The sequence below is a fragment of the Paucibacter sp. DJ2R-2 genome (genome assembly GCF_025717675.1).
Taxonomy (GTDB): domain Bacteria; phylum Pseudomonadota; class Gammaproteobacteria; order Burkholderiales; family Burkholderiaceae_C; genus Paucibacter_A.
This window is the reverse complement of record NZ_JAJIRT010000005.1, coordinates 1-26764: the sequence shown is the minus strand read 5'-3', so window position 1 is coordinate 26764 and position 26764 is coordinate 1. Positions and strand designations below refer to the sequence as shown.

At 61.1% G+C, this 26764-nt stretch carries 37 protein-coding genes and 2 tRNA genes; 1 reads left to right on the top strand and 38 read right to left on the bottom strand.

Annotated features, from left to right (window positions below):
• Positions 1-43 precede the first annotated feature (43 nt).
• Complete coding sequence (locus LNV28_RS13535) at positions 44-739, top strand: GNAT family N-acetyltransferase (protein WP_263519157.1); 696 nt, start codon at positions 44-46, stop codon at positions 737-739.
• On the opposite strand, the gene LNV28_RS13530 is transcribed toward LNV28_RS13535, so the two are convergent.
• The 38 genes from LNV28_RS13530 to LNV28_RS13345 form a co-directional block, all read right to left on the bottom strand.
• Positions 729-1685, bottom strand: coding sequence for a diguanylate cyclase (locus tag LNV28_RS13530; RefSeq protein WP_263519158.1), 957 nt, complete (start codon positions 1683-1685; stop codon positions 729-731). The two genes, LNV28_RS13535 and LNV28_RS13530, sit on opposite strands and share 11 nt — an antisense overlap.
• Positions 1682-6478, bottom strand: a complete 4797-nt coding sequence (locus LNV28_RS13525; protein ID WP_263568984.1) for a CHASE domain-containing hybrid sensor histidine kinase/response regulator — start codon at positions 6476-6478, stop codon at positions 1682-1684. Before LNV28_RS13525 ends, LNV28_RS13530 begins: the two co-directional genes overlap by 4 nt.
• Positions 6479-6678: 200 nt before the next feature.
• Positions 6679-7155, bottom strand: a complete 477-nt coding sequence (locus LNV28_RS13520) for a hypothetical protein (RefSeq protein ID WP_263519160.1) — start codon at positions 7153-7155, stop codon at positions 6679-6681.
• 60 nt (positions 7156-7215) lie between these two features.
• On the bottom strand, positions 7216-8115 hold the full coding sequence (gene yihG, locus LNV28_RS13515; protein ID WP_263519161.1) for a 1-acylglycerol-3-phosphate O-acyltransferase, YihG family: 900 nt from the start codon (positions 8113-8115) through the stop codon (positions 7216-7218).
• Between the two features lie 274 nt (positions 8116-8389).
• A tRNA-Met gene (locus tag LNV28_RS13510) sits at positions 8390-8466 on the bottom strand.
• A gap of 109 nt (positions 8467-8575) precedes the next feature.
• Positions 8576-8652: transfer RNA gene (locus tag LNV28_RS13505), tRNA-Met, on the bottom strand.
• A gap of 38 nt (positions 8653-8690) precedes the next feature.
• On the bottom strand, positions 8691-10568 hold the full coding sequence (gene dsbD, locus LNV28_RS13500; protein WP_263521057.1) for a protein-disulfide reductase DsbD: 1878 nt from the start codon (positions 10566-10568) through the stop codon (positions 8691-8693).
• A 267-nt stretch (positions 10569-10835) separates the two neighbouring features.
• Positions 10836-11225, bottom strand: a complete 390-nt coding sequence (rplQ, locus tag LNV28_RS13495; protein WP_263521011.1) for a 50S ribosomal protein L17 — start codon at positions 11223-11225, stop codon at positions 10836-10838.
• A 163-nt stretch (positions 11226-11388) separates the two neighbouring features.
• Positions 11389-12375 carry a DNA-directed RNA polymerase subunit alpha gene (locus tag LNV28_RS13490; protein ID WP_263521013.1) on the bottom strand — a complete coding sequence of 329 codons (987 nt, stop codon included), beginning with the start codon at positions 12373-12375 and terminating at the stop codon, positions 11389-11391.
• Positions 12376-12513: 138 nt separating this feature from the next.
• Positions 12514-13137, bottom strand: coding sequence for a 30S ribosomal protein S4 (gene rpsD / locus LNV28_RS13485; RefSeq protein WP_263521015.1), 624 nt, complete (start codon positions 13135-13137; stop codon positions 12514-12516).
• A gap of 245 nt (positions 13138-13382) precedes the next feature.
• Positions 13383-13787, bottom strand: a complete 405-nt coding sequence (rpsK, locus tag LNV28_RS13480) for a 30S ribosomal protein S11 (protein WP_058721926.1) — start codon at positions 13785-13787, stop codon at positions 13383-13385.
• Between the two features lie 29 nt (positions 13788-13816).
• Positions 13817-14182: a 30S ribosomal protein S13 gene (rpsM, locus tag LNV28_RS13475; protein ID WP_263521019.1), complete on the bottom strand. Its 366-nt coding sequence runs from the start codon at positions 14180-14182 to the stop codon at positions 13817-13819.
• 34 nt (positions 14183-14216) lie between these two features.
• Positions 14217-14330 (bottom strand): 50S ribosomal protein L36, encoded by a 114-nt coding sequence (rpmJ, locus tag LNV28_RS13470; RefSeq protein WP_056194202.1) that lies wholly within the window; start codon positions 14328-14330, stop codon positions 14217-14219.
• 59 nt (positions 14331-14389) lie between these two features.
• Entirely contained in the window at positions 14390-14608 is a 219-nt protein-coding gene (infA, locus tag LNV28_RS13465; protein WP_009855680.1) for a translation initiation factor IF-1, read from the bottom strand.
• 49 nt (positions 14609-14657) lie between these two features.
• Positions 14658-15968, bottom strand: a complete 1311-nt coding sequence (gene secY, locus LNV28_RS13460; protein ID WP_263521029.1) for a preprotein translocase subunit SecY — start codon at positions 15966-15968, stop codon at positions 14658-14660.
• Positions 15969-15988: 20 nt separating this feature from the next.
• The gene (rplO, locus tag LNV28_RS13455) at positions 15989-16420 is read right to left on the bottom strand and encodes a 50S ribosomal protein L15 (RefSeq protein WP_263521030.1); all 432 of its coding nucleotides are present in this window, start codon (positions 16418-16420) and stop codon (positions 15989-15991) included.
• A 26-nt stretch (positions 16421-16446) separates the two neighbouring features.
• Positions 16447-16629 carry a 50S ribosomal protein L30 gene (gene rpmD, locus LNV28_RS13450; RefSeq protein WP_102766033.1) on the bottom strand — a complete coding sequence of 61 codons (183 nt, stop codon included), beginning with the start codon at positions 16627-16629 and terminating at the stop codon, positions 16447-16449.
• Between the two features lie 23 nt (positions 16630-16652).
• The gene (rpsE, locus tag LNV28_RS13445) at positions 16653-17171 is read right to left on the bottom strand and encodes a 30S ribosomal protein S5 (RefSeq protein ID WP_263521032.1); all 519 of its coding nucleotides are present in this window, start codon (positions 17169-17171) and stop codon (positions 16653-16655) included.
• Between the two features lie 18 nt (positions 17172-17189).
• Positions 17190-17555 carry a 50S ribosomal protein L18 gene (rplR, locus tag LNV28_RS13440; protein WP_102766031.1) on the bottom strand — a complete coding sequence of 122 codons (366 nt, stop codon included), beginning with the start codon at positions 17553-17555 and terminating at the stop codon, positions 17190-17192.
• Between the two features lie 11 nt (positions 17556-17566).
• Positions 17567-18100: a 50S ribosomal protein L6 gene (gene rplF, locus LNV28_RS13435; RefSeq protein ID WP_263521034.1), complete on the bottom strand. Its 534-nt coding sequence runs from the start codon at positions 18098-18100 to the stop codon at positions 17567-17569.
• Between the two features lie 19 nt (positions 18101-18119).
• A complete protein-coding gene (rpsH, locus tag LNV28_RS13430; RefSeq protein ID WP_102766029.1) occupies positions 18120-18515 on the bottom strand; it encodes a 30S ribosomal protein S8 in 396 nt (131 codons plus the stop codon).
• A gap of 25 nt (positions 18516-18540) precedes the next feature.
• Positions 18541-18846: a 30S ribosomal protein S14 gene (gene rpsN, locus LNV28_RS13425; RefSeq protein WP_263521037.1), complete on the bottom strand. Its 306-nt coding sequence runs from the start codon at positions 18844-18846 to the stop codon at positions 18541-18543.
• Positions 18847-18854: 8 nt separating this feature from the next.
• Positions 18855-19394, bottom strand: a complete 540-nt coding sequence (rplE, locus tag LNV28_RS13420) for a 50S ribosomal protein L5 (protein ID WP_263521039.1) — start codon at positions 19392-19394, stop codon at positions 18855-18857.
• Positions 19395-19404: 10 nt separating this feature from the next.
• Positions 19405-19722, bottom strand: a complete 318-nt coding sequence (gene rplX, locus LNV28_RS13415) for a 50S ribosomal protein L24 (RefSeq protein ID WP_263521041.1) — start codon at positions 19720-19722, stop codon at positions 19405-19407.
• 26 nt (positions 19723-19748) lie between these two features.
• A complete protein-coding gene (gene rplN / locus LNV28_RS13410; RefSeq protein ID WP_058721914.1) occupies positions 19749-20117 on the bottom strand; it encodes a 50S ribosomal protein L14 in 369 nt (122 codons plus the stop codon).
• A gap of 309 nt (positions 20118-20426) precedes the next feature.
• Positions 20427-20936 (bottom strand): peroxiredoxin, encoded by a 510-nt coding sequence (locus LNV28_RS13405; RefSeq protein ID WP_263521042.1) that lies wholly within the window; start codon positions 20934-20936, stop codon positions 20427-20429.
• Between the two features lie 183 nt (positions 20937-21119).
• Positions 21120-21389 (bottom strand): 30S ribosomal protein S17, encoded by a 270-nt coding sequence (gene rpsQ, locus LNV28_RS13400; RefSeq protein WP_263521044.1) that lies wholly within the window; start codon positions 21387-21389, stop codon positions 21120-21122.
• Positions 21386-21586, bottom strand: a complete 201-nt coding sequence (rpmC, locus tag LNV28_RS13395) for a 50S ribosomal protein L29 (RefSeq protein WP_137945235.1) — start codon at positions 21584-21586, stop codon at positions 21386-21388. Before rpmC ends, rpsQ begins: the two co-directional genes overlap by 4 nt.
• 13 nt (positions 21587-21599) lie before the next feature.
• Positions 21600-22016, bottom strand: a complete 417-nt coding sequence (gene rplP, locus LNV28_RS13390) for a 50S ribosomal protein L16 (RefSeq protein WP_058721910.1) — start codon at positions 22014-22016, stop codon at positions 21600-21602.
• Between the two features lie 2 nt (positions 22017-22018).
• A complete protein-coding gene (rpsC, locus tag LNV28_RS13385) occupies positions 22019-22873 on the bottom strand; it encodes a 30S ribosomal protein S3 (protein WP_263521047.1) in 855 nt (284 codons plus the stop codon).
• A gap of 16 nt (positions 22874-22889) precedes the next feature.
• Complete coding sequence (gene rplV / locus LNV28_RS13380) at positions 22890-23219, bottom strand: 50S ribosomal protein L22 (protein WP_263521049.1); 330 nt, start codon at positions 23217-23219, stop codon at positions 22890-22892.
• An 11-nt stretch (positions 23220-23230) separates the two neighbouring features.
• Positions 23231-23509 (bottom strand): 30S ribosomal protein S19, encoded by a 279-nt coding sequence (gene rpsS / locus LNV28_RS13375; RefSeq protein ID WP_102766020.1) that lies wholly within the window; start codon positions 23507-23509, stop codon positions 23231-23233.
• 10 nt (positions 23510-23519) lie between these two features.
• On the bottom strand, positions 23520-24344 hold the full coding sequence (rplB, locus tag LNV28_RS13370; RefSeq protein WP_263521052.1) for a 50S ribosomal protein L2: 825 nt from the start codon (positions 24342-24344) through the stop codon (positions 23520-23522).
• On the bottom strand, positions 24344-24658 hold the full coding sequence (gene rplW / locus LNV28_RS13365) for a 50S ribosomal protein L23 (protein ID WP_263521054.1): 315 nt from the start codon (positions 24656-24658) through the stop codon (positions 24344-24346). The genes rplB and rplW overlap by 1 nt, the downstream gene beginning before the upstream one ends.
• On the bottom strand, positions 24655-25275 hold the full coding sequence (gene rplD, locus LNV28_RS13360) for a 50S ribosomal protein L4 (RefSeq protein ID WP_102766017.1): 621 nt from the start codon (positions 25273-25275) through the stop codon (positions 24655-24657). The genes rplW and rplD overlap by 4 nt, the downstream gene beginning before the upstream one ends.
• Positions 25275-25946: a 50S ribosomal protein L3 gene (rplC, locus tag LNV28_RS13355; protein ID WP_263521060.1), complete on the bottom strand. Its 672-nt coding sequence runs from the start codon at positions 25944-25946 to the stop codon at positions 25275-25277. Before rplC ends, rplD begins: the two co-directional genes overlap by 1 nt.
• 306 nt (positions 25947-26252) lie before the next feature.
• Positions 26253-26564, bottom strand: coding sequence for a 30S ribosomal protein S10 (rpsJ, locus tag LNV28_RS13350; RefSeq protein ID WP_102766015.1), 312 nt, complete (start codon positions 26562-26564; stop codon positions 26253-26255).
• A 107-nt stretch (positions 26565-26671) separates the two neighbouring features.
• Positions 26672-26764, bottom strand: a 93-nt coding sequence (locus LNV28_RS13345; RefSeq protein WP_505190963.1) for an EF-Tu C-terminal domain-related protein, incomplete at its 5' end; no start/stop codon positions are given.

Here is a 26764-nt window from a genome sequence, read left to right as displayed (position 1 = left end):
CCCGGGCTCTTGATTCCTTTTGCACGCACCCGGAGGCCAGGCCATGTTTTCCACCATCCTCTCTGCCAAACCCGCCGCCAGCGCTTTCACCGCACGCAGCGCCCTGATGGCGCCCGAGGCCGCCCGCAAATGCCTGACCGCCTCGGCGCTGCAGGCCGTCAAAGGCCAGCAAGCACTGAGCGTGCGCAAGATCGGCCCCAACGATCTGCAGTGGCTGCCGGCACTGTGCGACCTGCTGATCGACGGTGTGCACCGGGGCGCCAGCCTTGGCTTCCTGGCCCCGCTGTCGCGCTATGCAGCCCTGACCTACTGGCACGGCGTGTTCGCCCGCCTGGGCCCACAACACAGCCTCTGGATTGCCTGCGACAGCGACAGCGCCGACGGCAGTGACGCGCACGTGCCCAGCGGCCCGCTGCAGGGTGCGGTGCAGCTGTCGCTGGCGCCGCACAGCAATGCGCACCACCGTGGTGAGGTGCAAAAGCTGATGGTGCACAGCCAAGCGCGCGGCCGCGGCATTGCGGGCCGACTGATGGCCCGACTGGAATGCAGCGCCCAGGCACAAGGACGCTCACTGCTGGTGCTGGAGGCCCAGGCCGGATCGCAAGCCGAAGCGGTGTTCGTCCACCTGGGCTGGCAGCGCGCCGGCGAGATCCCGGACCATGAAGCCTGTGCCGATGGACGGCTCCATGGCTCGGCGCTCTACTACAAGCGCTTGACGGCCGACGCCGCTACAGCGTGATGCCGCAGGCACGCCGGCGCCCGCCGGACTTGGCCAGATAGAGCTGCTCGTCAGCCGCCGTGACCAGGTCGGACGCCGCCAGCGTGCCGTGCGGTCGCAACGCAGCCACCCCGATGCTGACGCTCAAGCAGCGCGCGACTTCGGAGTCGGCATGGGCGATGTCCAGCGCCGTCATGGCCTCGCCCATGGCTTCGGCCAAGGACAGGGCACCGGCCAGCTCGGTGTCGGGCAGCACACAGGCAAACTCCTCGCCGCCAAAACGGCTGAGCAAATCCGCCGGGCGCTTGAGCTGGGCCTTCAGCGCCATCGCCACCCGACGCAAGCCGTCGTCGCCGGCCAGATGACCGTAGCGGTCGTTGAAGCGCTTGAAATAGTCGACATCGATCATCATCAAGGCCAGGCTGCTGCCCTGGCGGCGCGCCCGCTGAAACTCACGGGCCAGGCGCTCGTCGAAATGCCGGCGGTTGTAGACCCCGGTCAGACCATCGATAAAGACCAGTTCACGCAGCAAATCACTCTGGACCTTGAGCGTCAGATGCGTGCGAACGCGCGCGCGCACCACGGCCGGGCTGAAGGGCTTGCTGATGAAATCCACCGCGCCCAAGTCCAGGCCGCGGGTTTCGGTCTCGGCATCGCTGTGTGCCGTGACGAAGACCACCGGCAGGGCCGCCAGCTCGGGGTCGGCCTTGATCTGACGACAGACCTCGTAGCCATCCATGCCGGGCATCTGGATGTCCAAGAGCAGCAGGTCCGGCTGCTTCTCTCGGCACAGCTGCAGGGCCTGGGCGCCAGAGGTGGCCATGAAGACCTGGTGGTCATGAGCGAACACCTGGTAGAGCGCCTGGATATTGACCGGCTGGTCGTCGACGATCAGCAGGCGTGGCCGCCGGCCCAGCTGCTGCAAAGGGTTGAAGCTTTCGCTGGGGCTGCTGACGATGGCATTCATGTGGCAGCCTCCGGCACAAGCTCGCGGGCCAGCTGCAAGGCACGGGCAAAGTCCAGGGCGCTGACGGCTTCGTCCAGGCCCTCAGCCTGCGCACCCAGGCGCGCCCCGTGTTGGCGCTGCAGCTCGGCAAAAGCTTCGGTGGCATCCATGTCGAAATCCTCCAGCATGCGCATGAAGCCCTGCAGAGCGGCGCGGAAGGCCGCATCATCGCCGGCCGCCGCCTCGACAGGCGGCGCCTGCTCGACCGGAATGGCCTCCAGTGCCGCCAGCTCACCGGCCAATTGCTGCAAGTCCTGACTGCCCTGCAACACCTGCTGCTGCAGATCGACCAGCCAGGCCTCGCCCAGCGCCTGCCCCTGCTTGAGCAGGGTTTCGCCCTCGGCACCGCGCTCGGACAGGCGCTGTGCGCCCAGGGTTGCAGCCAAGCCTTTGAAGCTGTGCAGCGCCAACATGGCGCCAGCGCGGTCATCCTGCGCCAGACAGCTGCGCAGCTGCGCATCCATCTGCCCAGCGGACTTGCAGAAGGAGCTCACCATGCGCTGGAACAGCGCCGTCTTGCCCATGAAACGGTCCATAGCGGCCTGCAAGTCGACGCCCAGACTCTGGGCCCGCTGGCGCAGCGCGCCCGGCACGGCCAGCGTCGGGAAGCTGCGCTCGGGCTGCACCGGCGCCTCGGGAGCGACACGGCCGCTCAAGCGCAGCAGCACCTGGGCCAGATGTTCGAGATCGAAAGGTTTGCCGACATGCTCGTTCATGCCCGCGGCCAGGCAGTCCTCGCGGTCCGAGGCCATGGCATTGGCCGTCATGGCGACGATGGGCAGCTCGACCAAGCCGAGCTGCTGCCGGATCACACGCGTGGCGGTGTAGCCATCCATCACCGGCATCTGCACATCCATCAGCACGACATCGAAACCGTCGGGGTCAGCGCGCAAGACATCGACGGCGATCTGGCCATGGCCCGCCAGCTGGACCAGCGCACCGGCATCTTCGAGCAGCTCCTGAGCCACTTGCTGATTGTTCGGGTTGTCCTCCACCACCAGCAAACGCAAACCCTGCAAGGGACGCTGCGGCGCGGCGGCCGTGGCCAGGGCAGGCGACACCGGCCGACCGAGGTGGGCCTGGGCCGCCCGCAGGGCATCCGCCAGCATGGCCGGTGTGACCGGCTTCACCAGATAGCCCTGCAGCAGCTCTTGATCCTGCTCGCTGCGCTGGCTCAGCACCTCGCGCCCATGGGCCGTGACCATGATCAGCAGCGGTGCCGTGGCGGCGGCGTCCAAGGCGTGAATCCGCCGAGCCGTCTCGAAGCCATCCAGGCCCGGCATCTGCCAGTCGATCAGCACCAGCTGATAAGCACGATTGCTGGCCCCGGCGGCCTCCAGCAAGGCCAGGCAGGCCTCGCCCGAGCTGGCCAGCTCGGCCTGCCAGCCCAGGGTCTGGGCCATCTGCCCGAGCAGGGCCAGGGACAGCGGGTTGTCATCCACGATCAAGGCGCGCAGCGGCGGCTCTGTAGCGGCCACTTGTGCCGGCGCCTCGGCGACATCCGGCGCCAACGGCAGCATCAAGGTGAAGGCGAAACGACTGCCCTTTCCGAGCGCGCTGTCCAGGCTCAAGTCGCCGCCCATCAGCTGCACCAGGCGCTGACTGATGGCCAGGCCCAGCCCGGTGCCGCCAAAGCGGCGAGTTGTTGAGGCCTCAGCCTGCGTGAAGCCGGAAAAGATCTGTGCCTGATGCTCGGGCGCAATGCCGATGCCGCTGTCGCGCACCGAGAACTCCAGTTCGGCTTCGCCAGCCTTCAGGCTGAGCAGGCGCAAGGCCAGCACCACTTCACCGCGCGGCGTGAACTTGACGGCATTGCCACAGAGATTGATCAGCACCTGCTGCAGTCGCAGGGCATCGCCGACCACGGCCGGCGGCAGAGCCGGGTCGAGATCGAACAAGACCTCGACCGGCTTGGGGCCGACCGTCGCCGAAAGAATCACCGACAGATCACGCAGCAGCGGCTCCAGGCGGAAGGGCTGCGGATCCAGGGTCATCTTGCCGGCTTCGACCTTGGAGAAATCCAGAATGTCATTGAGCAGGCCCAGCAGCGAGCGCGCTGCGCCTTCGGTCTTGCTGGCGTAGTCCAGTTGCCGCTCGCTCAGCTCGGTCTTTTGCAGCAGCTTGAGCATGCCCAGAATGGCGTTCATGGGCGTGCGGATCTCATGGCTCATATTGGCCAGGAACTGGCTCTTGGAGCGTGAGGCGCTCTCAGCCGCCTCGGTGGCGCGCATCAGATCGGTGATGTCGATGCGGAAGCCGACCTGATGCCCATCGTCCATGCGGCGTTCGACAACTCGGACCCAGCGACCGTCACCAAGCTTTTGCAAGGGACTGGTCTGCCCCTCACGATGGGCTTTCATGCGCTCGGCCACCCACTCATCGACCCGACCCTGCGCCTCCGCATACTGACCCCGTTCGGCGCCGCCGCGGATGATGGACTCAAAGCTTGCGCCCGGCACGATCAGGTCGGCGGACGCGGCGTACATCTGGCGGTACTTCTCATTGCAAAAGACCAGGCGGTCGTCCGGGTCGTAGAGCACAAAGCCTTCATTGACGGCATCAATCGAGCCACGCAGCAACGCTTCGGCACGCAAGATCTCGGCCTCGGCTCGCTTGCGTGCGCTGATATCGACATAGGTGGTGACAAAACCACCGCCTGGCATGGGAGAGCCGCGCACTTCCAGGGTGTCGCCATTGGGGCGGGTGCGTTCGAACTGATGGGCGCTGGGGTGACGGGCGCGCTCGATGATCTGCTGCACCGTGGCTTCCAGGTCTGCCGGCTGACCATACTCGCCGCGCGCCGCATTGAACCGGATGATGCGCTCGAAGCTCGTGACCTCGCCGTCGAAAAGATCGTCTGGAAAGTCCAGGAGGCGCCGAAATTGGGCGTTATGTGCCAGCAAATTGAGCTGGGCATCAAACACGCTCAGGGCGCAAGGCAGGTTCTCCAGCACGCTGCGCAGCACCTGGTTGGCCTGCAAAGTCTGGGCCTCGAGAGCGCGCTGCAGGGTGATGTCTTGGTAGGTGCCGAACACCCGCAGGGCGCCGTGGTCGTCGAAGGACGCCTCGCCGACCGAGCGCACCCACAGCTCGCGGCCCTTGCTCGTGCGCAGGCTGAGCTCCAAGTCCCAGGCCCGCCCCGAAGCGGCCTCGTGCAAGGCCTCTTGCAGGGCCGCTCGGCCGGGCTCGGCCAGGTGCGAAAGCGCCAACTCCAGGGTCACGGGCGAGTCCAGGCTGACCTCATGCAAACGGTAAGTTTGGTCTGACCAGATCAGCTGCTCGCTGGCCAGATCCAGCTCCCAGGCGCCAAGCCCGGCCAGACGCTCGGCACGGTCCAGCACGACCTGGTTGCTCTGCAGGCGCTGGGCTGCGCGCTTGGCGGCACTGATGTCGGTGCGGATCGAGATGTACTTCTCGAGCTTGCCCTGCAGATCAAAAATGGGCGCAATGATGCTATCCACCCAGTAGAGCCGACCGTCCTTGGCCCTGTTACACAGCTCTCCCCGCCAGCTGTGCCCCGTTTGCAGCTGATGCCAGACGCCACGCCAGAATTCCGCAGGGTGGTGCCCGGAATTGACGATGCGATGGTCGCTGCCCAGCAGCTCCTCTCGGCTGTAGCCGCTGATGCGGCAAAAAGCTTCGTTGGCCTCGATGATGGTGCCCGCCGGGTCGGTGATGGAGACGATGGCGTGCTGGTGGATGGTGTTGAGCAGAGAACGGTTCTCTCCAAGCGCCTGCGCCAGATCCGCCGTACGCGCGGCCGCCAAGGCCTCGGCACGCTGCCGCCCCGAAATCAGCAGCCAGCTTGCCAGCGCGAGGCTCAAACTCAAGCCCAAGCCACTGAGAGCAATCCATTGGACCGGGCCGTGGTCGATCTGCTGCTCAAACGCTGGCGTGCTGCTCAGTTGCAGTTGCAGGTGCTTGCCGCCGAACTCCAATCGCCGCTCGATCTGCCAGCCGGCTTGTCGCGGCACACTCTGTGTCTCATAGAGGGGGCTCAGTTGCTGCGGCCCATCATCGGAGAGCAGGCGGAAGTCCAGGAGCTGCTCGCTGACCTTGGCCACACCGGCCATCAACTCATGGACCAGCAAGGGCGCGTAAACCAAGCCTACCAGGGCGCGCAGATGCTGATCCGGGGTCTGCGGATCGGCCCCACGCCGATAGACCGGCACCAGGAGCAGCAGACCAGGCCGGCCGGCTTCGTCCTGTAGCAAGTTGACCCGCCCGCTCAAAGTGTCCCGCCCGGTGAGCACCGCCCGTTCGACGGCTTCACGTCGCAGCAGCTCCTGCCCCATGTCGTATCCAAGGGCTTGGATGTTGTTGGCCAGGGGCTCAAGGTACTTGATCACGTACAGGTCTTCAGCCGTAGCCCCGGGGCTGCTTCGGACCCGAAAGTCGGGCATGCCGTCCGCCTTGGCCTCTGCCGTGAAACGATCAAGGTCAGCCCGCAGAACGCGCTCGATGAAGCCGAAGCCGCGGATGCCGGGGAACTCCTGCTCCATCTGGCGCGAGTCCACATAGTTGCGGAAATCGCCACGTGTGACCGAGTCGCTGGCCGCATAAACACCGCGCGCACCCTTCAGGCCATAGATCGGCTGGCGCAAGCGCTGCTCAATCTCGCGCTCAATGCGCGCGGCCAGGATGTCAAAGCGAAGCTGGGCGTCCTGCGCAATCTCGGCGTGCTTGCTCAGGCTAAGAAAGGCTGTCAGGGCCACCCCGACCACGGCCACAGCGAGCGCCGCGAGTACGGCCATCCGCCCGCCCAAGCGAAACTCCCGCCACAAGGCGGCAGGTGTTACGACCCGAAAACGCTGCAGGCCAAGCATGGGCATCAGGCAAGCGGCACCAAGCCGCGCAAATAGTCAGAGGCGAGTCCTAGTTTAGGTACAAGCCATCCGCCCGCCGGGCAAAGAAACGTTGCTTTCAGGGCCCAGGAGTAGCGATGCCCCGGAGGTCACTGCACGCGTTTGACCCGCGGCGAGCGATTGAGCCCTTCGAACTCCATGAAGTAGGTCCCCAAAGCGCCGCGGCGCACCAGAACGCGTTGATTCTCGGCCTGGAGCACGCCGCTACTGCCGTCGACCACCTGCCACAGTTGGCCATTGGCGAGCTGAATGAGCTGATTCGGGCCCCAGCCATCCAGTTCGCGGGCCAGACGGCTGGACACGGTCTGAGCCTCGCTCGAACGAGCAGTGACCGGCAGACCAAAGCCGTCGGCACTGCCAGCAGCCGCGGGGGCCGGAGCTGGGGCGGCAGCCGTCGACGCTGGTGCAGTCACGCCAACAGCAGCTGGAGGCGAGAGCGCGTCATAGCAACTCAGTCGCTGCTGGGAGTCGGCGATCTTGCGGCATGTCTGCAGGTCTGCTGCGGCCACGGCGAGCGCCGAAACCGTCAGGACGAAGGACACCGAGCTGCGGCTGAGTACTCGCATGACAAATAGCCTTAATGGAAGTTGATCAAAAAGAAACCGCCGACCATCGCGCGCGTCACCTTACTCCGGCGCGCGCATGCCAGAAAGCAAGGCATCTTTGTCGGACCATTGCCTTTTGATCCACATGGAAATACCTGCCCGCAAGCGCTTGTCAGCCATGGGATTGCCTCCGACCAGCTCGGCGGGAATCGGCCGTTGCTGAACGTACACCCTTACACGCCCGCAACGGCCGCAGAGCAGATCCCAAAAGCTTGGCGTGCCGTCGGGATACGCCAAGGTGACATCCAGCATGGCCTCGAACTGGTCGCCCATGGTGGCCATGGCCATGCTCAGGGCACCTACCTTGGGTTTCAGCAAGTGCTGGTACGGGCTGTTCTGTTCGGCATGCTTGGCAGCACTGAAGCGCGTGCCCTCAACGAAGTTGATCACCGTGGTCGGGATGGTCTTGAAGCGCTCGCAAGCCTTGCGCGTGGTTTCCAGGTCATCCGCTTGCGAGCTGGCATTGCGGCCTCGCTTCATGAAAGGAAAGTCCAGCGCCCACCAGGCCAGGCCGATCACGGGCACCCACATCAACTCCCGCTTGAGAAAGAACTTCAGGAATGGAATGCGGCCATGGAACACGCGCTGCAGCACCAAGATATCCACCCAGGTCTGGTGGTTGGGCGAAACCAGATACCAGCCTCGCTCGTGCAGCCCTTCCATGCCCTGGACATCCCAGGGCTGCGGATTCAAGGTCGCAATCCACGCATTGTTGAATGCCACCCAGCCCGCCGCGATCGCATTGAGGGTTCGGTCGCACAGGCGACGCACCGGCAAGAAGGGCAGGATGAGCTTGAGCAGCGCCGGCGGCATCATCAAAGCCACACCGATCACAGTGTTCAGGGCGAGCAGCACGCTGGCCAGAATGCCGCGCAAGGGCGCCGGCAGCAGTAGGTGGAGAAGATTCGAAGGCCGGGTCATCAATGAGAGTCGGTGGAAGGAATCGGAGCTGAGAGGTCAGCGTGGGCCGGCATTTTAGGTGCAGGGCTCTAGACGGAGCCGCTTGCACATGTATTGGGCAAGACTGTGCATCGTAGTCCCTGAGACTCATCCGGCTCTTGGCTTGCTACAAAGAAAACCCGGGCCGTGCGGCTGGCGCAGCAGCGTGTCGACGCAACGACAGTGCCGTAGGCCTACGGGCAAAATCGATCGCACAAAGCAAAACGCCAACCTCACGGTTGGCGCTGCGACAAGATGGTTGCGGGGGCAGGATTTGAACCTACGACCTTTGGGTTATGAGCCCAACGAGCTACCAGACTGCTCCACCCCGCGACTGATGGGTGATGAAAACAAAGGCTGCCGAATTCGGCAGCCTTGCTGTTGTTCATGGCTCTTGTCAGAACCGCTAGGAAATCTTTCCGAGCCGCACTGCACTGGTATTTGGTTGCGGGGGCAGGATTTGAACCTACGACCTTTGGGTTATGAGCCCAACGAGCTACCAGACTGCTCCACCCCGCGACTGAAGCTAGCAGTATAGCGCAGTTTCCGCCCTGGCGTCAAAGTCCAGCGGCAGAAAGCGATGAAAGGAAGCGTTCGGCGTTCTGAAAGCCGATCACGCGGACGCTGGTCAGCTCCTGGCCTTGTGCATCAAAGAAGATCGAGCCCGGCGGGCCGAAGAGCTTGAAGCGCTTGAGCAGCTCGCGGTCCGCCGGCGTATTGGCCGTGACATCCGCCTTGAGCAGCAGTGCCCCAGCCAGTCGTTGGCGCACCGCGGGGTCGGTGAAAGTGAATCGCTCCATCTCTTTGCAAGACACACACCAATCGGCATAAAAGTCCAGCATGACAGGCCGACCAGCGGTGGCGAGAGCCGCGTCAAGCTCGGCCACGCTGTGGACTTTCTGAAAACTCAATGCCCCACCGGCAGCTGCCGCGCCGCCAGTCCTGGCCTCGGCCACGCTCAGCCCGGCCAAAGGCTTGAGCGGATCGGTGCCGCCGCTGGCCGCTCCCACCACCTGCAGCAGGCCATAGACAAAGGCCAACACGGCGGCCGTCTTGCGCAACCAGGTACGCGGGCGGTGCACAGCGTGGGCTGGCTGAAACAAGCCGAGCATGGCAGAGGTGCCGATCAACAAAGCGCCCCAGAGCGCCTGGGACAGAGCCGCAGGCAGAACCGGCTGCACGGTCCACAGCGCGACAGCAAGCAAGAGCATGCCGAAGAAATGCTTGACGCCGTCCATCCAAGCGCCCGCACGAGGCAGCAGACTGCCCGCCGAAGCACCGAGCAGCAGCAAAGGGACGCTCATGCCGCTTGCCAGGGCGAAGAGTGCACTGCCGCCAAGCACCACATCGCGGGACTGGCTCAGGTACAACAAGGCACCGGCAAGCGGGGCCGCCACACAAGGGCTGACGATCAGGGCCGACACACCGCCCATCACAAAGACCCCGAAGAGATGGCCAGCCGGAAGTCGCTGCGAAGCCTGCGAGAGCCCACCACTCAATCCGCTGGGCAGGCTGATCTCATAGGCGCCGAACATGGACAGAGAGAACAGCACCAGCGCGCTGGCGAATGCTGCCAGGACCCACGGCTTTTGCAGGGTGGCAGCCAAGCCTTCACCAGCAAGGCCGGCGGCGACACCCAAGGCGGTGTAGATCAGCGCCATGCCCAAGGAATAGCTGGTCGCCAGCAGCAGACCGCGCCCACGGGTGGCTTTTCCGCCCTGAGCCTCACCAACAATGATGGACGACAGAATCGGCAACATGGGCAACACACAGGGCGTGAGCGACAGCAGCAAGCCGGCAACAAAGAAGACGCCGACCACAGTCCAGAATTTCCCAGACTGCAAGGCAGCATCCAGCCGACTCGACTCCGACACCGGACCAGTCGCAATCGACGCAGCATCCAGCGCGGAAACCGCTGCCGTGCTGCTCTGCTGCGCTGCGAGTGACGCACCTTCAAGCACCGGCTTGACTTCGCTGACACCCCCACCAAAGGCCGAGAGGCGTACTTGGAACTCAGAGCTCATGGGCGGATAGCACAAGCCCTTGTCTGCGCAGCCTTGGCCGCTGACCAGCAACTTGAACGGCCCAGTCGCTTGCTCAACTGCGACCTTGACCACCAAGGCCTCGCGGTAGACCTCGACTTCCTTTTGAAAGGTCTCGTCGAACTTGACCTTGCCTTTGGGGATGGCGAGCTCACCCAACTTGGCGTCTGCCGACTCCGCTTTGAACTGCTCACGGTACATGTAGTACCCGGGCGCAATGTCAAACCGGACCTCGACGCTACGCTCATCGAGCGGCTTCACCGAAAGCTTGAAAGCTTGCTCAGGATCCAGAAAATCGTCCGCGCGCGCCAACCCCGGCTGCAGCACCAAACTCAGCAAGAGCAGCAAGCCTGCAAGGGGCCGCCAAAGGGAAGATGAAGAGAACAGACGCATCATGGGCAAACGACACCCAGCCCTGCGGCCCGGGTGTTCCATAGGTCAAAAGATTCGAAGGCAAGAAGCAGCCACGTGATGACTGCCTAAGGCGCGGAACTGTACGCCGAAAGCCCGCCGGTGCGCCCAGACTGCAGCAACTGACCCGACTCAAGGCAGGGCTCCGTTCGCGCAGCGCCCAAAAAAAAGGCCAGCACGTCGGCTGGCCTTCATTTGCAGGCAATCGAAACTGAAAGACTCAGCTCCGGCGCCCTGGCTGCGCTGGATTTACTCAGCAGCTTCGCCAGCAGTCTCGGCTTCGCCGCGGTCCACCAGCTCAACGTAGGCCATGGGAGCGTTGTCGCCCACACGGAAACCCATCTTCAGGATACGGGTGTAGCCACCCGGACGGGCAGCGAAACGCGGGCCCAACACGTCGAACAACTTGACGACCATGTCGCGGTCACGCAGACGGTCGAAAGCCAGGCGGCGGTTGGCGACGGTCGGGACCTTGGCCAGAGTGATCAGGGGCTCAACAACGCGACGCAGTTCCTTGGCCTTCGGGACGGTGGTCTTGATGGCTTCGTGCTGCAGCAGCGAGTTGCACATATTGCGCAGCATCGCCTTGCGGTGTTCGGAGGTACGGTTCAGCTTACGGAGGCCGTTACGGTGACGCATGGTGCTATTCCTTTCTCGATTAATCCCAGCAGCCGTATCAGGTACTGCCCGGGTGCACCGGGTGGCCGGAAAGGCCACCCTTCTTAAAAACTAATGAATCCAAAAGCGCCAGCCTGACTGGCGAAGCCAGCCCTGCAGGCGCAACCCTTGCGGGGGAGACGGATCAGCGCTTGTCCAGTCCTTGCGGCGGCCAGTTTTCCAGGCGCGCGCCCAGAGTCAGACCACGCGAAGCCAGCACTTCCTTGATTTCGTTGAGCGACTTGCGACCCAGATTCGGGGTCTTCAGCAGCTCGGTCTCGGTACGCTGGATCAGGTCGCCGATGTAGTAGATGTTTTCGGCCTTCAGGCAGTTGGCCGAACGCACCGTCAGTTCCAGCTCGTCCACAGGGCGGAGCAGGATCGGGTCGAACGACGAGCTGCGCTGTGCAGGCTGGTCGAAATCAGGCACTTCGCTGCCTTGCAGCTGAGCGAACACGGCCAGTTGTTCCACCAGGATTTTGGCCGAAGCACGGATCGCTTCCTCGGGCGAGATGGCGCCGTTGGTTTCGATTTCCATGACCAGCTTGTCCAGGTCGGTGCGCTGCTCCACACGGGCGCTTTCCACCGCATAGCTGACACGGCGCACCGGAGCGAAGGACGCGTCCAGAACGATGCGACCGATCGACTTGGTGGGCTCATCGCCATAACGACGCATGGACCCGGGCACGTAGCCACGGCCCTTTTCAACCTTGATTTGCATGTCGAGCTTGCCACCTTGCGACAGGTGGGCAATGACATGCTCAGGGTTCACGATCTCGACGTCGTGCGGGGTCTGGATGTCGGCTGCCGTCACCGGGCCTTCACCTTCCTTGCGCAAGACCAGGGTCACTTCCTCGCGGTTGTGCAGACGGAACACCACGCCCTTCAGGTTGAGCATGATGTGAACGACGTCTTCCTGCACACCGTCGATGGCCGAGTACTCGTGGAGCACCCCAGCGATCGTGACTTCTGTCGGCGCATAACCCACCATCGACGACAACAGCACACGGCGCAGAGCATTGCCCAGAGTGTGGCCATAGCCGCGTTCAAACGGCTCCAGAGTCACCTTGGCGCGATGTCCGCCCAGGGGCTCCACATTGATGGATTTGGGTTTGAGCAGGTTTGTTTGCATGAGGTCTTTCTTTCAATACCCTCGGTTCGTTACACCGATAAGGCTGAGGGACCAGCCGGGCTTTGCGCGTCTGCGCTAAGCCCAGACGAGGAAACGCCGGCCATGCTCGCAAGAGCATCGCCGGCAAAAGAAGATCGATTAACGCGAGTACAACTCAACGATCAGCGATTCATTGATCTCAGCGCCGAACTCGTCGCGGTCAGGTGCCTTCTTGAAGACGCCTTCCAACTTGGTGCCGTCCACAGTGACCCAGGCGGGCAAACCGATAGACTCGGCCAGCTTCAGAGAGTCAGCAATGCGCAGCTGCTTCTTGGCCTTCTCACGAACGCCCACGGTGTCACCGGCCTTGACCAGGTAAGACGCGATATTCACGACTTCACCGTTGACGACGATGCCCTTGTGCGAAACCAACTGACGGGCTTCTGCACGAGTGGAGCCAAAGCCCATGCGATACACGACATTGTCCAGACGCGATTCCAGCAGCGTCAGCAGGTTGACACCCGTCGAACCCTTGCGGCGCTCGGCCTCTGCGAAGTAACGGCGGAACTGACGCTCCAAAACGCCGTACATGCGCTTGACCTTCTGCTTTTCACGCAGCTGCAGACCGAAATCAGACGTGCGCTGACCGGAAGTGCGGCCATGCTGGCCAGGCTTCGAATCAAACTTCGCCTTGTCGCTGATGGGGCGGCGAGCGCTCTTCAGGAACAAGTCGGTGCCTTCACGGCGGGAAAGTTTGGCCTTGGGGCCGAGATAACGTGCCACTTTGAGTGTCCTTGTTCAATCTAACGCCAGCACACCTATCGAAGATGAGCCCTGCGCGAGTCCGGCCAGTGTTTTTATCGGCTCAGACGGTGGTCTTCAACAATCAGCCTGGATCGCGACATACACGATCGAATAGGCCACAAACAAGCCCGAAGGCTTCAACAGAACCGCCGGCGCGGCACTTACGTGCCCGCCGGCGATGAGTAACCGCAGATTATCGCAGAAAAGCGAGCATCCGTGGAAACTTAGATGCGACGACGCTTTTGCGGGCGGCAGCCGTTGTGCGGCACCGGTGTCACATCAGAGATCGAGTTGATCCGGATGCCCAAAGCACCCAGAGCACGAACCGACGACTCGCGACCCGGGCCGGGACCCTTGATCTTGACGTCCAGGTTCTTGATGCCTTGGTCTTGAGCGGCACGACCGGCCACCTCAGCTGCCACCTGGGCTGCGAAGGGAGTCGACTTGCGCGAACCCTTGAAGCCTTGGCCGCCGCTGGAAGCCCAGGACAGAGCGCCGCCTTGACGGTCGGTGATCGTGATGATCGTGTTATTGAACGACGCGTGAACGTGTGCAATGCCATCGGCAACGTTCTTGCGAACCTTCTTGCGAACGCGTTGCGCAGCCGAGTTATTGGGTGCTTTTGCCATCTTGACCTTCTTTCAATGCTGTGCGCAGATCACTTCTTGCCCGTAGCGGCCGACTTGCGCGGGCCCTTACGAGTGCGAGCGTTCGTGCGAGTACGCTGCCCGCGCATCGGCAAACCGCGACGATGACGGAAACCGCGGTAGCAACCGAGGTCCATCAAGCGCTTGATGTTGATCGACATTTCGCGACGCAGGTCGCCTTCGATGGTCATGCGGCCCACTTCGTCACGGATCTTTTCCAGATCAGCGTCGGTGAGGTCTTTGACCTTCTTGTCGAAAGGAATACCGCAAGTCGTGCAGATCTTCTGAGCCGTCGTACGGCCAACGCCGTAGATGGAAGTCAGACCAATCTCAGTGTGCTTATGCGGCGGAATGTTGATACCAGCAATACGTGCCATGTGCGTCCTCTAATTCGCTCGTGTCGTGCAGCAATCAGCCTTGACGCTGTTTGTGGCGCGGATCGGTACAGATCACACGCACCACGCCCTTGCGACGGATGATCTTGCAATTGCGGCACATCTGCTTGACGGATGCCGAAACTTTCATGGTCTGCTCCTTGACCTACTCAAATGCGCTCACAGCGCGTAACCGGGGAAAAGAAAAGCTCACTTCGCCCGGAATACGATGCGAGCACGACTCAAATCGTACGGGGTTAGTTCAACGGTGACTTTGTCGCCAGGCAGGATGCGGATGTAATGCATCCGCATCTTGCCGGAGATGTGGCCGAGAACAACATGCCCGTTCTCCAGCTTCACTCGAAACGTGGCATTAGGAAGATTCTCAAGAATCTCGCCTTGCATCTGAATGACGTCGTCTTTCGCCATGCCTTCGTTTCTGTTCTGATGGAAATTGATTAAACGGGGGATCAGCTTTTCAGCTGGCCTTGAAATTTGCCTTCTTCAGCAGCGATTCATACTGCTGGCTCATCACGTAAGACTGCACTTGAGCCCAGAAATCCATGGTGACCACAACAATGATCAACAGGGAGGTGCCACCAAAATAGAACGGCACGTTGTACTTCAAGGTCAAGAACTCTGGCAGCAAGCACACACCGGTGATGTAGATGGCGCCCGCCAGGGTCAAACGAGACAAGATCTTGTCAATATGCTTTGCAGTCTGGTCACCCGGGCGGATACCCGGAATGAACGCTCCGCTTTTCTTCAGGTTGTCTGCAGTCTCACGGCTGTTGAACACCAGCGCCGTGTAGAAGAAGCAGAAGAACACGATAGCAGCGGCGTAGAGCAGCACGTAAATCGGCTGTCCTGGCGCCACCATGCCAGCAAGGTCCTTCAACCAGCGCAGGCCGTCACCCGTAGCGAACCAACTCACGATCGTGGTCGGCAGCAAGATGATGGACGACGCGAAGATCGGCGGAATCACGCCCGACATGTTCAGCTTGAGCGGCAGGTGCGAAGACTGACCACCATAGACCTTGTTACCCACCTGGCGCTTGGCGTAATTCACCAAGATCTTGCGCTGACCGCGCTCGACGAACACCACCAAATAGGTCACGGCAACGATGACAGCCGACAGGAACAGGAAGGACACAGGACCCATAGCCCCAGTACGCACCAGTTCCAACAGACCACCAATAGCACCAGGCAAACCTGCGGCGATACCGCCAAAGATCAGGATCGAGATCCCATTGCCCAAGCCACGCTCAGTGATCTGCTCACCCAACCACATCAGGAACATCGTTCCGGCCACCAAGCTGGACACCGCCGTCAAGCGGAAGCCAAAACCCGGATTGACAACCAAGCCGGCCGAACTCTCAAGCGCCAGAGCAATGCTCAGCGACTGAAACAACGCCAGACCCAAGGTCCCGTAACGTGTGTACTGCGTGATCTTGCGACGGCCTGCTTCGCCTTCCTTCTTCAGCGCTTCCAAGGCCGGAACGACATAACCCATCAACTGGATCACGATCGACGCCGAGATGTAGGGCGTAATGCCCAGCGCAAAGACGGTGAAGCGCGACAAAGCGCCGCCCGAGAACATATTGAACAGGCTCAGGATGCCACCCTCCTGACCCTTGAAGAACTGCTGCAGCTGAGCCGGATCGATACCAGGCACCGGGATATGACCCCCGATGCGATACACGACCAGAGCCAGCAACAGAAACACAAGACGACGACGCAAGTCGCCGAACTTGCCGCTCTTGGCCAGTTGGTTTGCGTTGGTAGCCACTGTGCCTCGTTCCTAAAGCTTTAAGCGACCGAGCCGCCGGCTGCCTCGATGGCCGCCTTGGCACCAACCGTCGCACCCACGCCCTTGAGCGCGACCTTGCGGCTGATCGAACCTGACAGGATGACCTTGGCGTTCTTGGTCAGCTCGGGCACCAGGCCCACAGCCTTCAGCGTCATCAGATCGATCTCGTCGGCCACGAGGGCTTGCAGATCGTCCAGGTTCACTTCGGCATTGAACTTCAAAGCAGCCGACTTGAAACCACGCTTGGGCAGGCGACGTTGCAAAGGCATTTGACCGCCTTCGAAACCCACCTTGTGGTAGCCGCCAGCGCGCGACTTTTGACCCTTGTGGCCACGACCTGCGGTCTTGCCCAGGCCAGAGCCGATGCCACGGCCCACGCGGCGCTTGGCGTGCTTGGCGCCAGCTGCGGGCTGAATGGTATTGAGTTGCATGTGTTGTCCTCTGTTCGTGAAGATGCTTACAGCACCTGCACGAGGTAGGCGATCTTGTTAATCATGCCGCGCACGGCCGGCGTGTCTTCCAACACGCTGGTGCTGTTCAGCTTGCGCAGGCCCAGACCCACCACGGTGGCACGGTGCGAAGCACGTGTACCGATGGGGCTGCGAACCAACTTGACGGTTACGGTTTTCTTGTCAGACATGTGTCTACTCCAATGCTGGCGAATCAGCCGAGAATTTCTTCGACCGACTTGCCGCGCTTGGCGGCGACTTCCGCAGCCGTCGTGGAGCGCTTCAGCGCGTCCAGAGTGGCGCGAACCATGTTGTAAGGGTTGGTCGAACCGTGGCTCTTGGTCACGATGTCGGTCACGCCCATCACTTCGAAGACCGCGCGCATCGGACCACCAGCGATCACGCCGGTACCGGCTTGTGCGGGGATCATCATGACGCTGGCTGCACCGTGGCCACCCACCACATTGTGGTGAATGGTGCCGTTGCGCAGGTCAACCTTGACCATATTGCGACGAGCCGATTCCATGGCCTTTTGCACTGCGACGGGAACTTCCTTCGCCTTGCCCTTGCCCATGCCGATGCGGCCATTGCCGTCGCCGACCACCGTCAACGCGGCGAAGCTCAGAGTACGACCACCCTTCACCACCTTGGTGACGCGGTTGATCGCGATCATCTTTTCCTTCAGGCCGTCGTCATTGCCTTCGGTCTGCACGCGGGGTTGAAACTTTGCCATTTCGAAATCCTTTTTGCGTCAGAACTGCAGGCCGGCTTCGCGGGCTGCTTCGGCCAGAGCCTTGACACGACCGTGATAGGCGAAACCTGCGCGGTCGAAAGCAACCTTCTCGATGCCAGCAGCCTTCGCCTTTTCGGCGATGCGCTTGCCGATCAATGTGGCTGCGGCCACATTGCCACCCTTGCCAGCGCCGCCCAGTTGCTCGCGAACAGCCTTTTCGGCGGTCGAAGCACTGGCCAACACACGGGTGCCATCGTCGGAGATGACGCTTGCGTAAATGTGCAGATTGGAGCGGAAGACCGTCAGGCGCACGACGCGCTGCACCGCAATGCGGGCACGAGTCTGACGCGAGCGACGGATGCGCTGTTCTTTTTTGGTCAACATGGCGCTGCTCCTTACTTCTTCTTGGTCTCTTTGAGAGAGACCTTCTCGTCGGAATAGCGGATGCCCTTGCCCTTGTAGGGCTCCGGCGGACGGAAGGCGCGCACTTCTGCTGCCAGCTGTCCGACCACTTGGCGATCCGCGCCCTTGATCAGAATTTCGGTCTGGGTCGGGCACTCAACCTTGATACCAGCCGGCATGTCTTTCACCACAGGGTGAGAGAAACCGATCTGCAGGTTCAGCTTTTGACCTTGAGCCTGGGCACGGAAGCCCACGCCAACCAGGTTCAGCTTCTTTTCGAAACCCTTGCTCACGCCGTTGACCATATTGGCCACCAGAGCGCGAACGGTACCGCTCATCGCGCCAGCGGCGGTCGAGTCGTCACGGGGAACGAAAGACAGCTGGCCGCCTTCATTCTTGATGGTCACGAGGCCGTTCAGGGGACGCACCAGCGTACCCAGAGCGCCCTTGACGCTGACTTGATCAGCGCTCACGGTCACGTCCACTCCCTGGGGAATGGCGACCGGCATTTTTCCAACGCGGGACATTGTGTAAATCTCCTTGCGCTTAGGCGACGTAGCAGAGCACTTCGCCGCCGATGCCGGCTTGACGTGCTTTGCGGTCCGTCATCACACCTTGCGGGGTGGTGACAATCGCCACACCCAGGCCATTCATGACCTGAGGAATATCGTGGCGGCCCTTGTAAATGCGCAGGCCGGGGCGGCTCACGCGCTCGATGCGCTCGATCACCGGACGTCCGGCGTAATACTTCAGCGCAATCTCCAGCTCCGGGCGAGCGGCTTCACCGCGCACTGCGAAACTGTCGATATAACCCTCGTCCTTCAGGACTTTGGCGATCGCGATCTTCAACTTGGAGGAAGGCATCACGACGCTGGGCTTCTCAACGCTTTGGGCGTTGCGAATGCGGGTCAGCATATCGGCGATAGGATCACTCATGCTCATTTGCGAAATCTCCTAATCGTGCCGATTACCAGCTGGCCTTGACGACACCGGGGATGTCGCCCTTGAAGGCCAGCTCACGAATCTTGTTACGGCCCAGGCCGAACTTGCGGAAAGTACCGCGGGGACGGCCAGTCAACGCGCAGCGATTACGCTGACGGGTCGGGTAGGCATTGCGAGGCAGCTTCTGCAGCTCCAGGCGAGCGATGTAGCGCTCTTCGTCCGACTTCTTCGCGTCGTTGATGATTGCCTTCAGTTCCGCGTATTTCTTCGCGTACTTGGCCACCAACGCGTCGCGCTTCAGTTCACGTTGAATAAGTGAAGTTTTAGCCACGAGTCACCTCAGTTCTTGAACGGAAACTTGAACGCAGCCAGGAGAGCCTTGGCTTCGTCGTCCGTCTTGGCGGTAGTGGTGATGCTGATGTTCAGACCACGCAGCGCATCCACCTTGTCATAGTCGATCTCAGGGAAGATGATCTGTTCTTTGACGCCGATGTTGTAGTTGCCACGTCCGTCGAACGAGCGACCCGAGATACCACGGAAGTCACGAACGCGCGGCAGCGCGATCGTCACAAAGCGATCCAGGAATTCATACATCTGGACGCCACGCAGTGTGACCATGCAGCCGATAGGCACCGAGTCACGAATCTTGAAGCCGGCAATCGCCTTCTTCGACTTCGTCACGACGGGCTTCTGGCCGGCGATCTTGGTCAGGTCACCCACGGCGTGGTCCATGACCTTCTTGTCGGCAACGGCCTCGCTCACACCCATATTCAGTGTGATCTTGGTGATGCGCGGCACTTCCATGACCGACTTGTAACCAAACTTCGTCGAGAGGTCGGGCACAACTTTTTCGCGATAAAACGCTTGCAAACGAGCCATGTCGAACCCCTTAAGCCTTGATCTCTTCGCCGGTCGACTTGTAAACGCGCACCTTCTTGCCATCGGCGGTGAGCTTGATGCCCACGCGATCGGCCTTGCCGGATGCAGCGTTGAAAATCGCCACGTTGGATTGATGGATAGGCATCGTCTTGTCCACCACACCACCGGTGGTACCCTTCATCGGGTTGGGCTTGACGTGCTTTTTGACGACATTGATGCCGTCGACGACGATGTGATCAGCATCCACGCGTTGCGAAACCGCGCCGCGCTTACCTTTGTCACGGCCGGTCAGAACGATGACCTCGTCGCCTGTGCGAATCTTGTTCATGGCAATACCTTTGTCTGTGGCTGAGCTCAGAGAACCTCAGGCGCCAGCGACACGATCTTCATGAAACGCTCCGTACGCAGTTCACGCGTAACGGGGCCGAAGATGCGAGTGCCGATCGGCTCGAGCTTGGCGTTCAGCAGCACGGCGGCATTGCCGTCGAACTTGACCAAAGAGCCATCTTGACGACGAACGCCCTTGGCGGTGCGAACCACCACAGCGCTGTAAACCTCACCCTTTTTCACTCGGGCACGAGGCGCAGCTTCTTTGATGCTGACCTTGATGATGTCACCAATCCCGGCATAACGACGCTTGGAACCACCAAGCACCTTGATGCACATGACGGATTTAGCGCCAGTGTTGTCCGCGACATCAAGTCGCGATTGCATTTGAATCATGTCTATCCCCAACTTTTCCCAAATCACCCCATGCATGACGCACAAAGCTCATCGGTCAGTCTTGGGCCCGTTGACCAAACGCGATTCTCAGCACTCCTGTGTGAGTTTCGCGCCCAGCAGTTGAGGGCGGATCCGAGGCCATAACGCATCACTAGATGCGCCTTGCGTTCGGCGAAGCTTTAGATTGTGCACCAGAAGCTCTGGTGCCGTCAAGCGCGATTTGCAAAACAATTGAATAGTCAGCCTCTCGCGAGGCCTGTGTCATGCAAGCGCCCGACGATGCGCAGCGCCGAACGGTGCCGCGCGAGCTCAGACCTGCTGAGCCTGGCTCAGCATGGTCGATGCGTCGCTGACTTCGAACTTGCCCGGAGCTTCAATATTGAGCGTCTTGACAACGCCATCGACGACCAGCATGGAGTAGCGCTGCGAACGTAGACCGAGCCCACCCGCCGTCAGGTCCAGAGTCAGTCCCGTTGCTTTGGTGAACTCAGCGCTACCGTCAGCCATCATGCGCACGCTGCCTGCAGTCTTTTGCTCGCGGCCCCAAGCTCCCATGACGAATGCGTCATTGACAGACAGACACCAGATCTCATCAACACCAGCGGCGCGCAGAGCCGCAGCCTGCTGCACATAGCCAGGCACATGCTGGGCGGAACAAGTTGGCGTGAAGGCGCCAGGCAAAGCAAAGATGGCAATCTTCTTGCCAGCCACCAGGGCGTCAACAGCGAACTTATTCGGACCGAGGGAGCAACCCTCGCCCTCGACTTCAATGAATTCTTGCAAGGTCGCAGCGGGCAGGCGATCGCCAATCTTCAGCATGGAGTTGTCCTTTTAGTTGGGTAGCGGAATTGGAAGCAACGAACTCATCGCGCACAGAAGGCCCATGCGACGAGAGAAAGTAACTTCGAAAATGAAAAATGACCGGGCGCCAGTATTCCAGCGTTCCGGTCATTCCTGTCAATCAGGGCACTAAGACCCCGCGAAAGACATGTCTAGCAGCGATCAGACCACTTGTGCCTTCTCGACCAAGCGGGTCACAACCCAGCTCTTGGTCTTGGACAACGGACGGCCTTCAGCGATCTCGACGACGTCACCCATCTTGTACTCGCCATTTTCATCATGGGCGTGGTACTTGCGGGAACGGGCCACGATCTTGCCGTAGAGCTCGTGCTTGGCGCGACGCTCGACCAGGACCGTGACGGTCTTGGAGCGCTTGTCGCTGACCACGCGACCCACCAGGGTGCGCGTGTTCTTCTCTTGAGCTTGCGTCATTTCGCGGCTCCCTTCTTCTTCTCGGCCAAAACAGTCTTGACACGAGCGATGTCGCGGCGCGTGTTGCCCAGCACGGTGTGGTTGGTCAACTGTTGGGTCGCCTTTTGCATGCGGAGGCCGAAATGGGCCTTCAGCAGGTCGGTCACTTCCTTTTCCAAGGCAGCGACGTCTTTGCCACGCAGTTCAGATGCTTTCATGGTGTTCTCCGCTTCAGGTGCCGACCTGGCGGGTCACGAAGGTGCAGCTCAGCGGCAGCTTTGCAGCTGCCAGAGTGAACGCTTCGCGAGCCAGGGCTTCCGGCACACCGTTGATCTCGTAGAGCACCTTGCCAGGCTGAATTTCAGCGACGTAGTACTCCGGGTTGCCCTTGCCGTTACCCATCCGGACTTCAGCAGGCTTCTGGGAGATCGGCTTGTCGGGGAAGATGCGGATGAAGATGCGACCACCGCGCTTGATATGGCGCGAGATTGCACGACGTGCAGCTTCGATTTGACGAGCCGTCAGGCGACCGCGTTCAGTGGCCTTCAGACCGAAGTCACCGAAAGACACGGCAGCACCACGGGTGGCAACACCAGTGTTACGGCCCTTTTGCTCCTTGCGGTATTTGCGACGAGCTGGTTGCAGCATGTTTATTCTCCTTTGGCCTCACCGCCAGCGGGTGCGACCTTACGGACGACACGCTTGGCAGCGGGCTGGGCTGCGTCACCGGTGGCAGCCGGCTTGTCGCCGCCTTCACCACGCGGACCACGGTCACCACCCGGACGGCCACGGCCGGCGGGGGCGCCAGGACGGGCGTTGCGACGCGGGCGACGATCGTCTTCACCGGCTTCGCTCTTGATCACCGGCGCATCGCCGTTGGCCAGGCGGTCACCGCGGTAGACCCACACCTTCACGCCGATGATGCCGTACGTCGTGCTGGCTTCGGAGAAGCCGTAGTCGATGTCAGCCTTCAGGGTGTGAAGCGGCACGCGGCCTTCACGGTACCACTCGCAACGAGCGATTTCGATGCCGTTCAGGCGACCCGACGACATGATCTTGATGCCTTGAGCACCCAGACGCATCGCGTTCTGCATCGCACGCTTCATGGCGCGGCGGAACATGATGCGCTTTTCCAGCTGCTGGGTGATCGAGTCGGCGATCAGCTGAGCATCGATTTCAGGCTTGCGCACTTCTTCGATGTTCACAGCCACCGGCACGCCCAGACGCTTGGTCAACTCGGCCTTCAGGCTTTCGATGTCCTCGCCCTTCTTGCCGATCACCACACCCGGACGTGCCGAGTAAATGGTGATACGGGCGTTCTTGGCGGGGCGCTCAATCAGAACGCGCGACACAGCGGCGTTCTTCAGGCGAGCCTTCAGGAACTCCCGGACTTGCAGGTCTTCAGCCAGCATGGTCGCGAAGTTCTGGTTGTTCGCGTACCAACGCGAAGCCCAGTTACGCGTGACCGGCAGACGAAAACCGGTCGGATGAATTTTCTGTCCCATAGTCTTCCTTCAGCCTTCAGTTGCCGACCGACACGAAGATGTGGCAGGTGGGCTTGCTGATCCGATTGCCACGGCCTTTGGCCCGGGCAGAGAAACGCTTCAGCGTGGCACCTTGCTCCACATAGATCGTGGTGACCTTGAGCTCATCAATGTCAGCGCCGTCGTTGTGTTCGGCGTTGGCGATGGCGCTTTCCAGCGCCTTCTTGATGATCAGGGCCGCCTTCTTCTGGGTGAATTCCAGGATGTTGAGCGCATGGTCCACCTTCTTGCCGCGGATCAGGTCCGCCACCAGGCGGCCCTTGTCACACGAGAGGCGAACGCCGCGAACGATTGCTTTGGTTTCCATCGTTGGCATCCTTACTTCTTCCCGGCCTTCTTGTCGGCCGGATGGCCTTTGAAGGTGCGGGTCAGTGCGAATTCACCCAGCTTGTGGCCGACCATCTGGTCCGACACATAAACGGGAACGTGTTGCTTGCCGTTGTGCACAGCGATCGTCAGACCGATGAACTCGGGCAGGATCGTCGAGCGACGCGACCAGGTCTTGATAGGCTTCTTGTCCTTGGCAGCAACCGCCTTCTCGACCTTGGCCAAGAGGTGGTGGTCAATGAACGGGCCCTTCTTCAGTGAACGAGTCATGGCCTACCCTTTACTTCTTGCGACGCGAAACGATGAACGTCTGCGTGCGCTTGTTGTTACGAGTGCGGAAGCCCTTCGTGAGGGTGTTCCACGGCGACACAGGCGCCTGGCCTTCACCGGTACGACCTTCACCACCACCGTGCGGGTGATCCACCGGGTTCATGGCGGTACCACGAACGGTCGGTCGGATGCCCTTCCAGCGGATCGCGCCGGCCTTGCCGTACTGGCGCAGCTGATGCTCTTCGTTGGACACTTCGCCAATCGTGGCGCGGCAGTCGATGTGGATGCGACGAACTTCACCCGAGCGCAGACGCAGCTGGGCGTAGACGCCTTCGCGAGCCATCAGCACCACGGACACGCCAGCCGAGCGAGCGATTTGCGCGCCCTTACCGGGCAGCATTTCGACGCAATGGATGGTGGAACCCACGGGGATGTTGCGGATAGGCAGCGTGTTACCGGCCTTGATCGGGGCTTCCGCGCCGCTCAAGATTGTGGAACCCACTTCCAGACCACGCGGAGCGATGATGTAACGACGCTCGCCGTCGGCATAGCACACCAGAGCGATGTGGGCCGTACGGTTCGGGTCGTACTCAATGCGCTCAACCTTGGCGGGAATGCCGTCCTTGTTGCGCTTGAAGTCGACCACACGGTAGTGGTGCTTATGACCACCGCCCTTGTGGCGAATCGTGATGTGACCGTTGTTGTTACGGCCAGCATTTTGCTTTTGCGGTTCCAGCAGCGAAGCTTCCGGAGCGCCCTTGTGCAGGTGCGAATGCACCACCTTCACGACGGCACGGCGGCCGGGCGAGGTTGGCTTGACTTTAACGACGGCCATTACGCAGCCTCCCCGGAGAAGTTGAGCTCTTGGCCCGCCTTCAGCGAAACATAAGCCTTCTTGACGTGGTCACGACGGCCGATCGAACGACCGAACTTCTTGACCTTGCCCTTGACGTTGACAACGTTCACAGCCTCAACCTCGACCTTGAACATCAGTTCAACAGCGGCCTTGATTTCCGGCTTGGTGGCGTCGCGCAGCACCTTGAACAACACTTGGTTGTGCTTTTCAGCAACCGCCGTGGCCTTTTCGGACACGATGGGAGCGAGCAGCACTGAGGCCAGACGGCCTTCAGAATACTTAGGGGCGCTCATGCCAGCATCTCCTGGAGTTGCTCCATAGCGGCCTTGGTCACCAGCACCTTCTTGTAGAAGACCAGCGACAGCGGATCCGCGTAGCGCGGCTCGCACACCAGCACATTGGCCAGGTTGCGCGAAGCGAGCAGCAGGTTGTCGTCCATCTGATCAGCGATCAGCATCACCGATTCCAGGCCCATGGCCTTGAACTTGGCGGCCAACAGCTTGGTCTTGGGAGCTTCCAGCGTGATCGAATCGATCACGGCCAGACGACCTTCACGGGCCAGCTGCGACAAGATGGCGGCCATACCGGCGCGATACATCTTCTTGTTCAGCTTGTGGGTGAAGTTTTCGTCGGGCATGTTCGGGAAAATCCGACCGCCCCCGCGCCACAGCGGCGAAGACGTCATACCAGCACGTGCACGGCCCGTTCCCTTTTGACGGAACGGCTTCTTGGTCGAGTGCTTGACTTGTTCGCGGTCCTTCTGGGCGCGAGTGCCTTGGCGGGCGTTGGCCTGGAAGGCCACGACCACCTGGTGCACCAGGGCTTCGTTGTAATCGCGAGCAAACAGCGTATCAGGAGCGTCCACCTTGGCGGTGGCCTGACCTTGCTCATTCAGGAGCTCGAGCTGCATCAGATGGCTCCCTTCTTGAGCTTGACCTTGACGGCGGGGCGAACGACAACGTGGCCATTCTTCGAACCCGGTACAGCACCGCGGACCAGCAGCAGCTGACGAGCTTCGTCAACGCGCACGATGTCCAGGTTCTGCACGCTCACCGTCACGTCACCCAGGTGACCCGACATCTTCTTGCCCGGGAACACGCGACCCGGATCCTGCGCCATCGAGATGGAGCCAGGAACATTGTGCGAGCGGCTGTTACCGTGCGAGGCACGCTGCGAGCTGAAGTTGTGGCGCTTGATGGTGCCCTCAAAACCCTTACCGATGGATGTGCCTTGCACGTCCACCAGTTGGCCCGCTGCGAACAGCGAGACCGGCACTTGCGCGCCCGGCTTGTATTCGGCAGCCACTTCGGCGGCAACACGGAATTCGCTCATGACACGACCGGCTTCAACACCTGCCTTGGCGAGGTGGCCGGCTTCCGGCTTGGTAACGCGCGATGCTTTGCGCTCACCGAACACCACTTGAATGGCGGTGTAGCCGTCGGTCTCTACGGTCTTGATCTGGGACACGCGGTTGTTGGACACATCCAGCACCGTCACAGGAACGGCATCGCCGTCGTCCGTGAAGATGCGCATCATGCCCACCTTGCGGCCCAGCAATCCGAGACGATTGCTTAGACTCATGGTTTTTCTCCAGCCCCACAGGTTGACCCTGGAAGCCATTTACATACACCCGACATCGATTGGCCGGGCTGACCAGTGCACCGTACGCACAAAACCTCTCGAGAAGGCCTTGCCGGACACGATGCGCCAAATTCCGCGCCGGAAAATTCCACCGCGGAAAAGCTGGCGAGTATAGCGTGAACCCTGAGGAATGCGCAAGGCCTGCTGGACTCACCATAGAAAAAGGGCGATCCTTTCGAATCGCCCTCTTCTTAGATCAGCTCAAGTGCCTGGCGCCGCCTCACGGCAACTCTGGCACTCAAATGATCACTGCAGCTTGATTTCAACGTCGACACCGGCAGGCAGGTCGAGCTTCATCAGTGCATCAACAGTCTTGTCCGTCGGGTCCACGATGTCCATCAGACGTTGGTGGGTACGGATTTCGAACTGGTCGCGCGAAGACTTGTTGACGTGCGGCGAACGCAGGATGTCGAAACGCTCAAAGCGTGTCGGCAGGGGCACGGGGCCCTTGACGATCGCGCCGGTGCGCTTGGCGGTTTCCACGATCTCGGCAGCCGATTGGTCGATCAGCTTGTAGTCAAACGCCTTCAGGCGGATGCGGATCTTTTGCTTTTGCATGACGATTCCTTCAAAGAGCGTGCGGACTCAATCGCTTGAGTACCGCGAAGTAGGTGAAGCCCGCTTGGCTGCCGAAAGCAGCCTAACGGACTGGTCACGCAAAAGTGTTAGGCCAGGATGGTAGCAACCACACCCGAACCCACGGTACGGCCACCTTCGCGGATAGCGAAGCGCAGACCGGTTTCCATGGCGATCGGAGC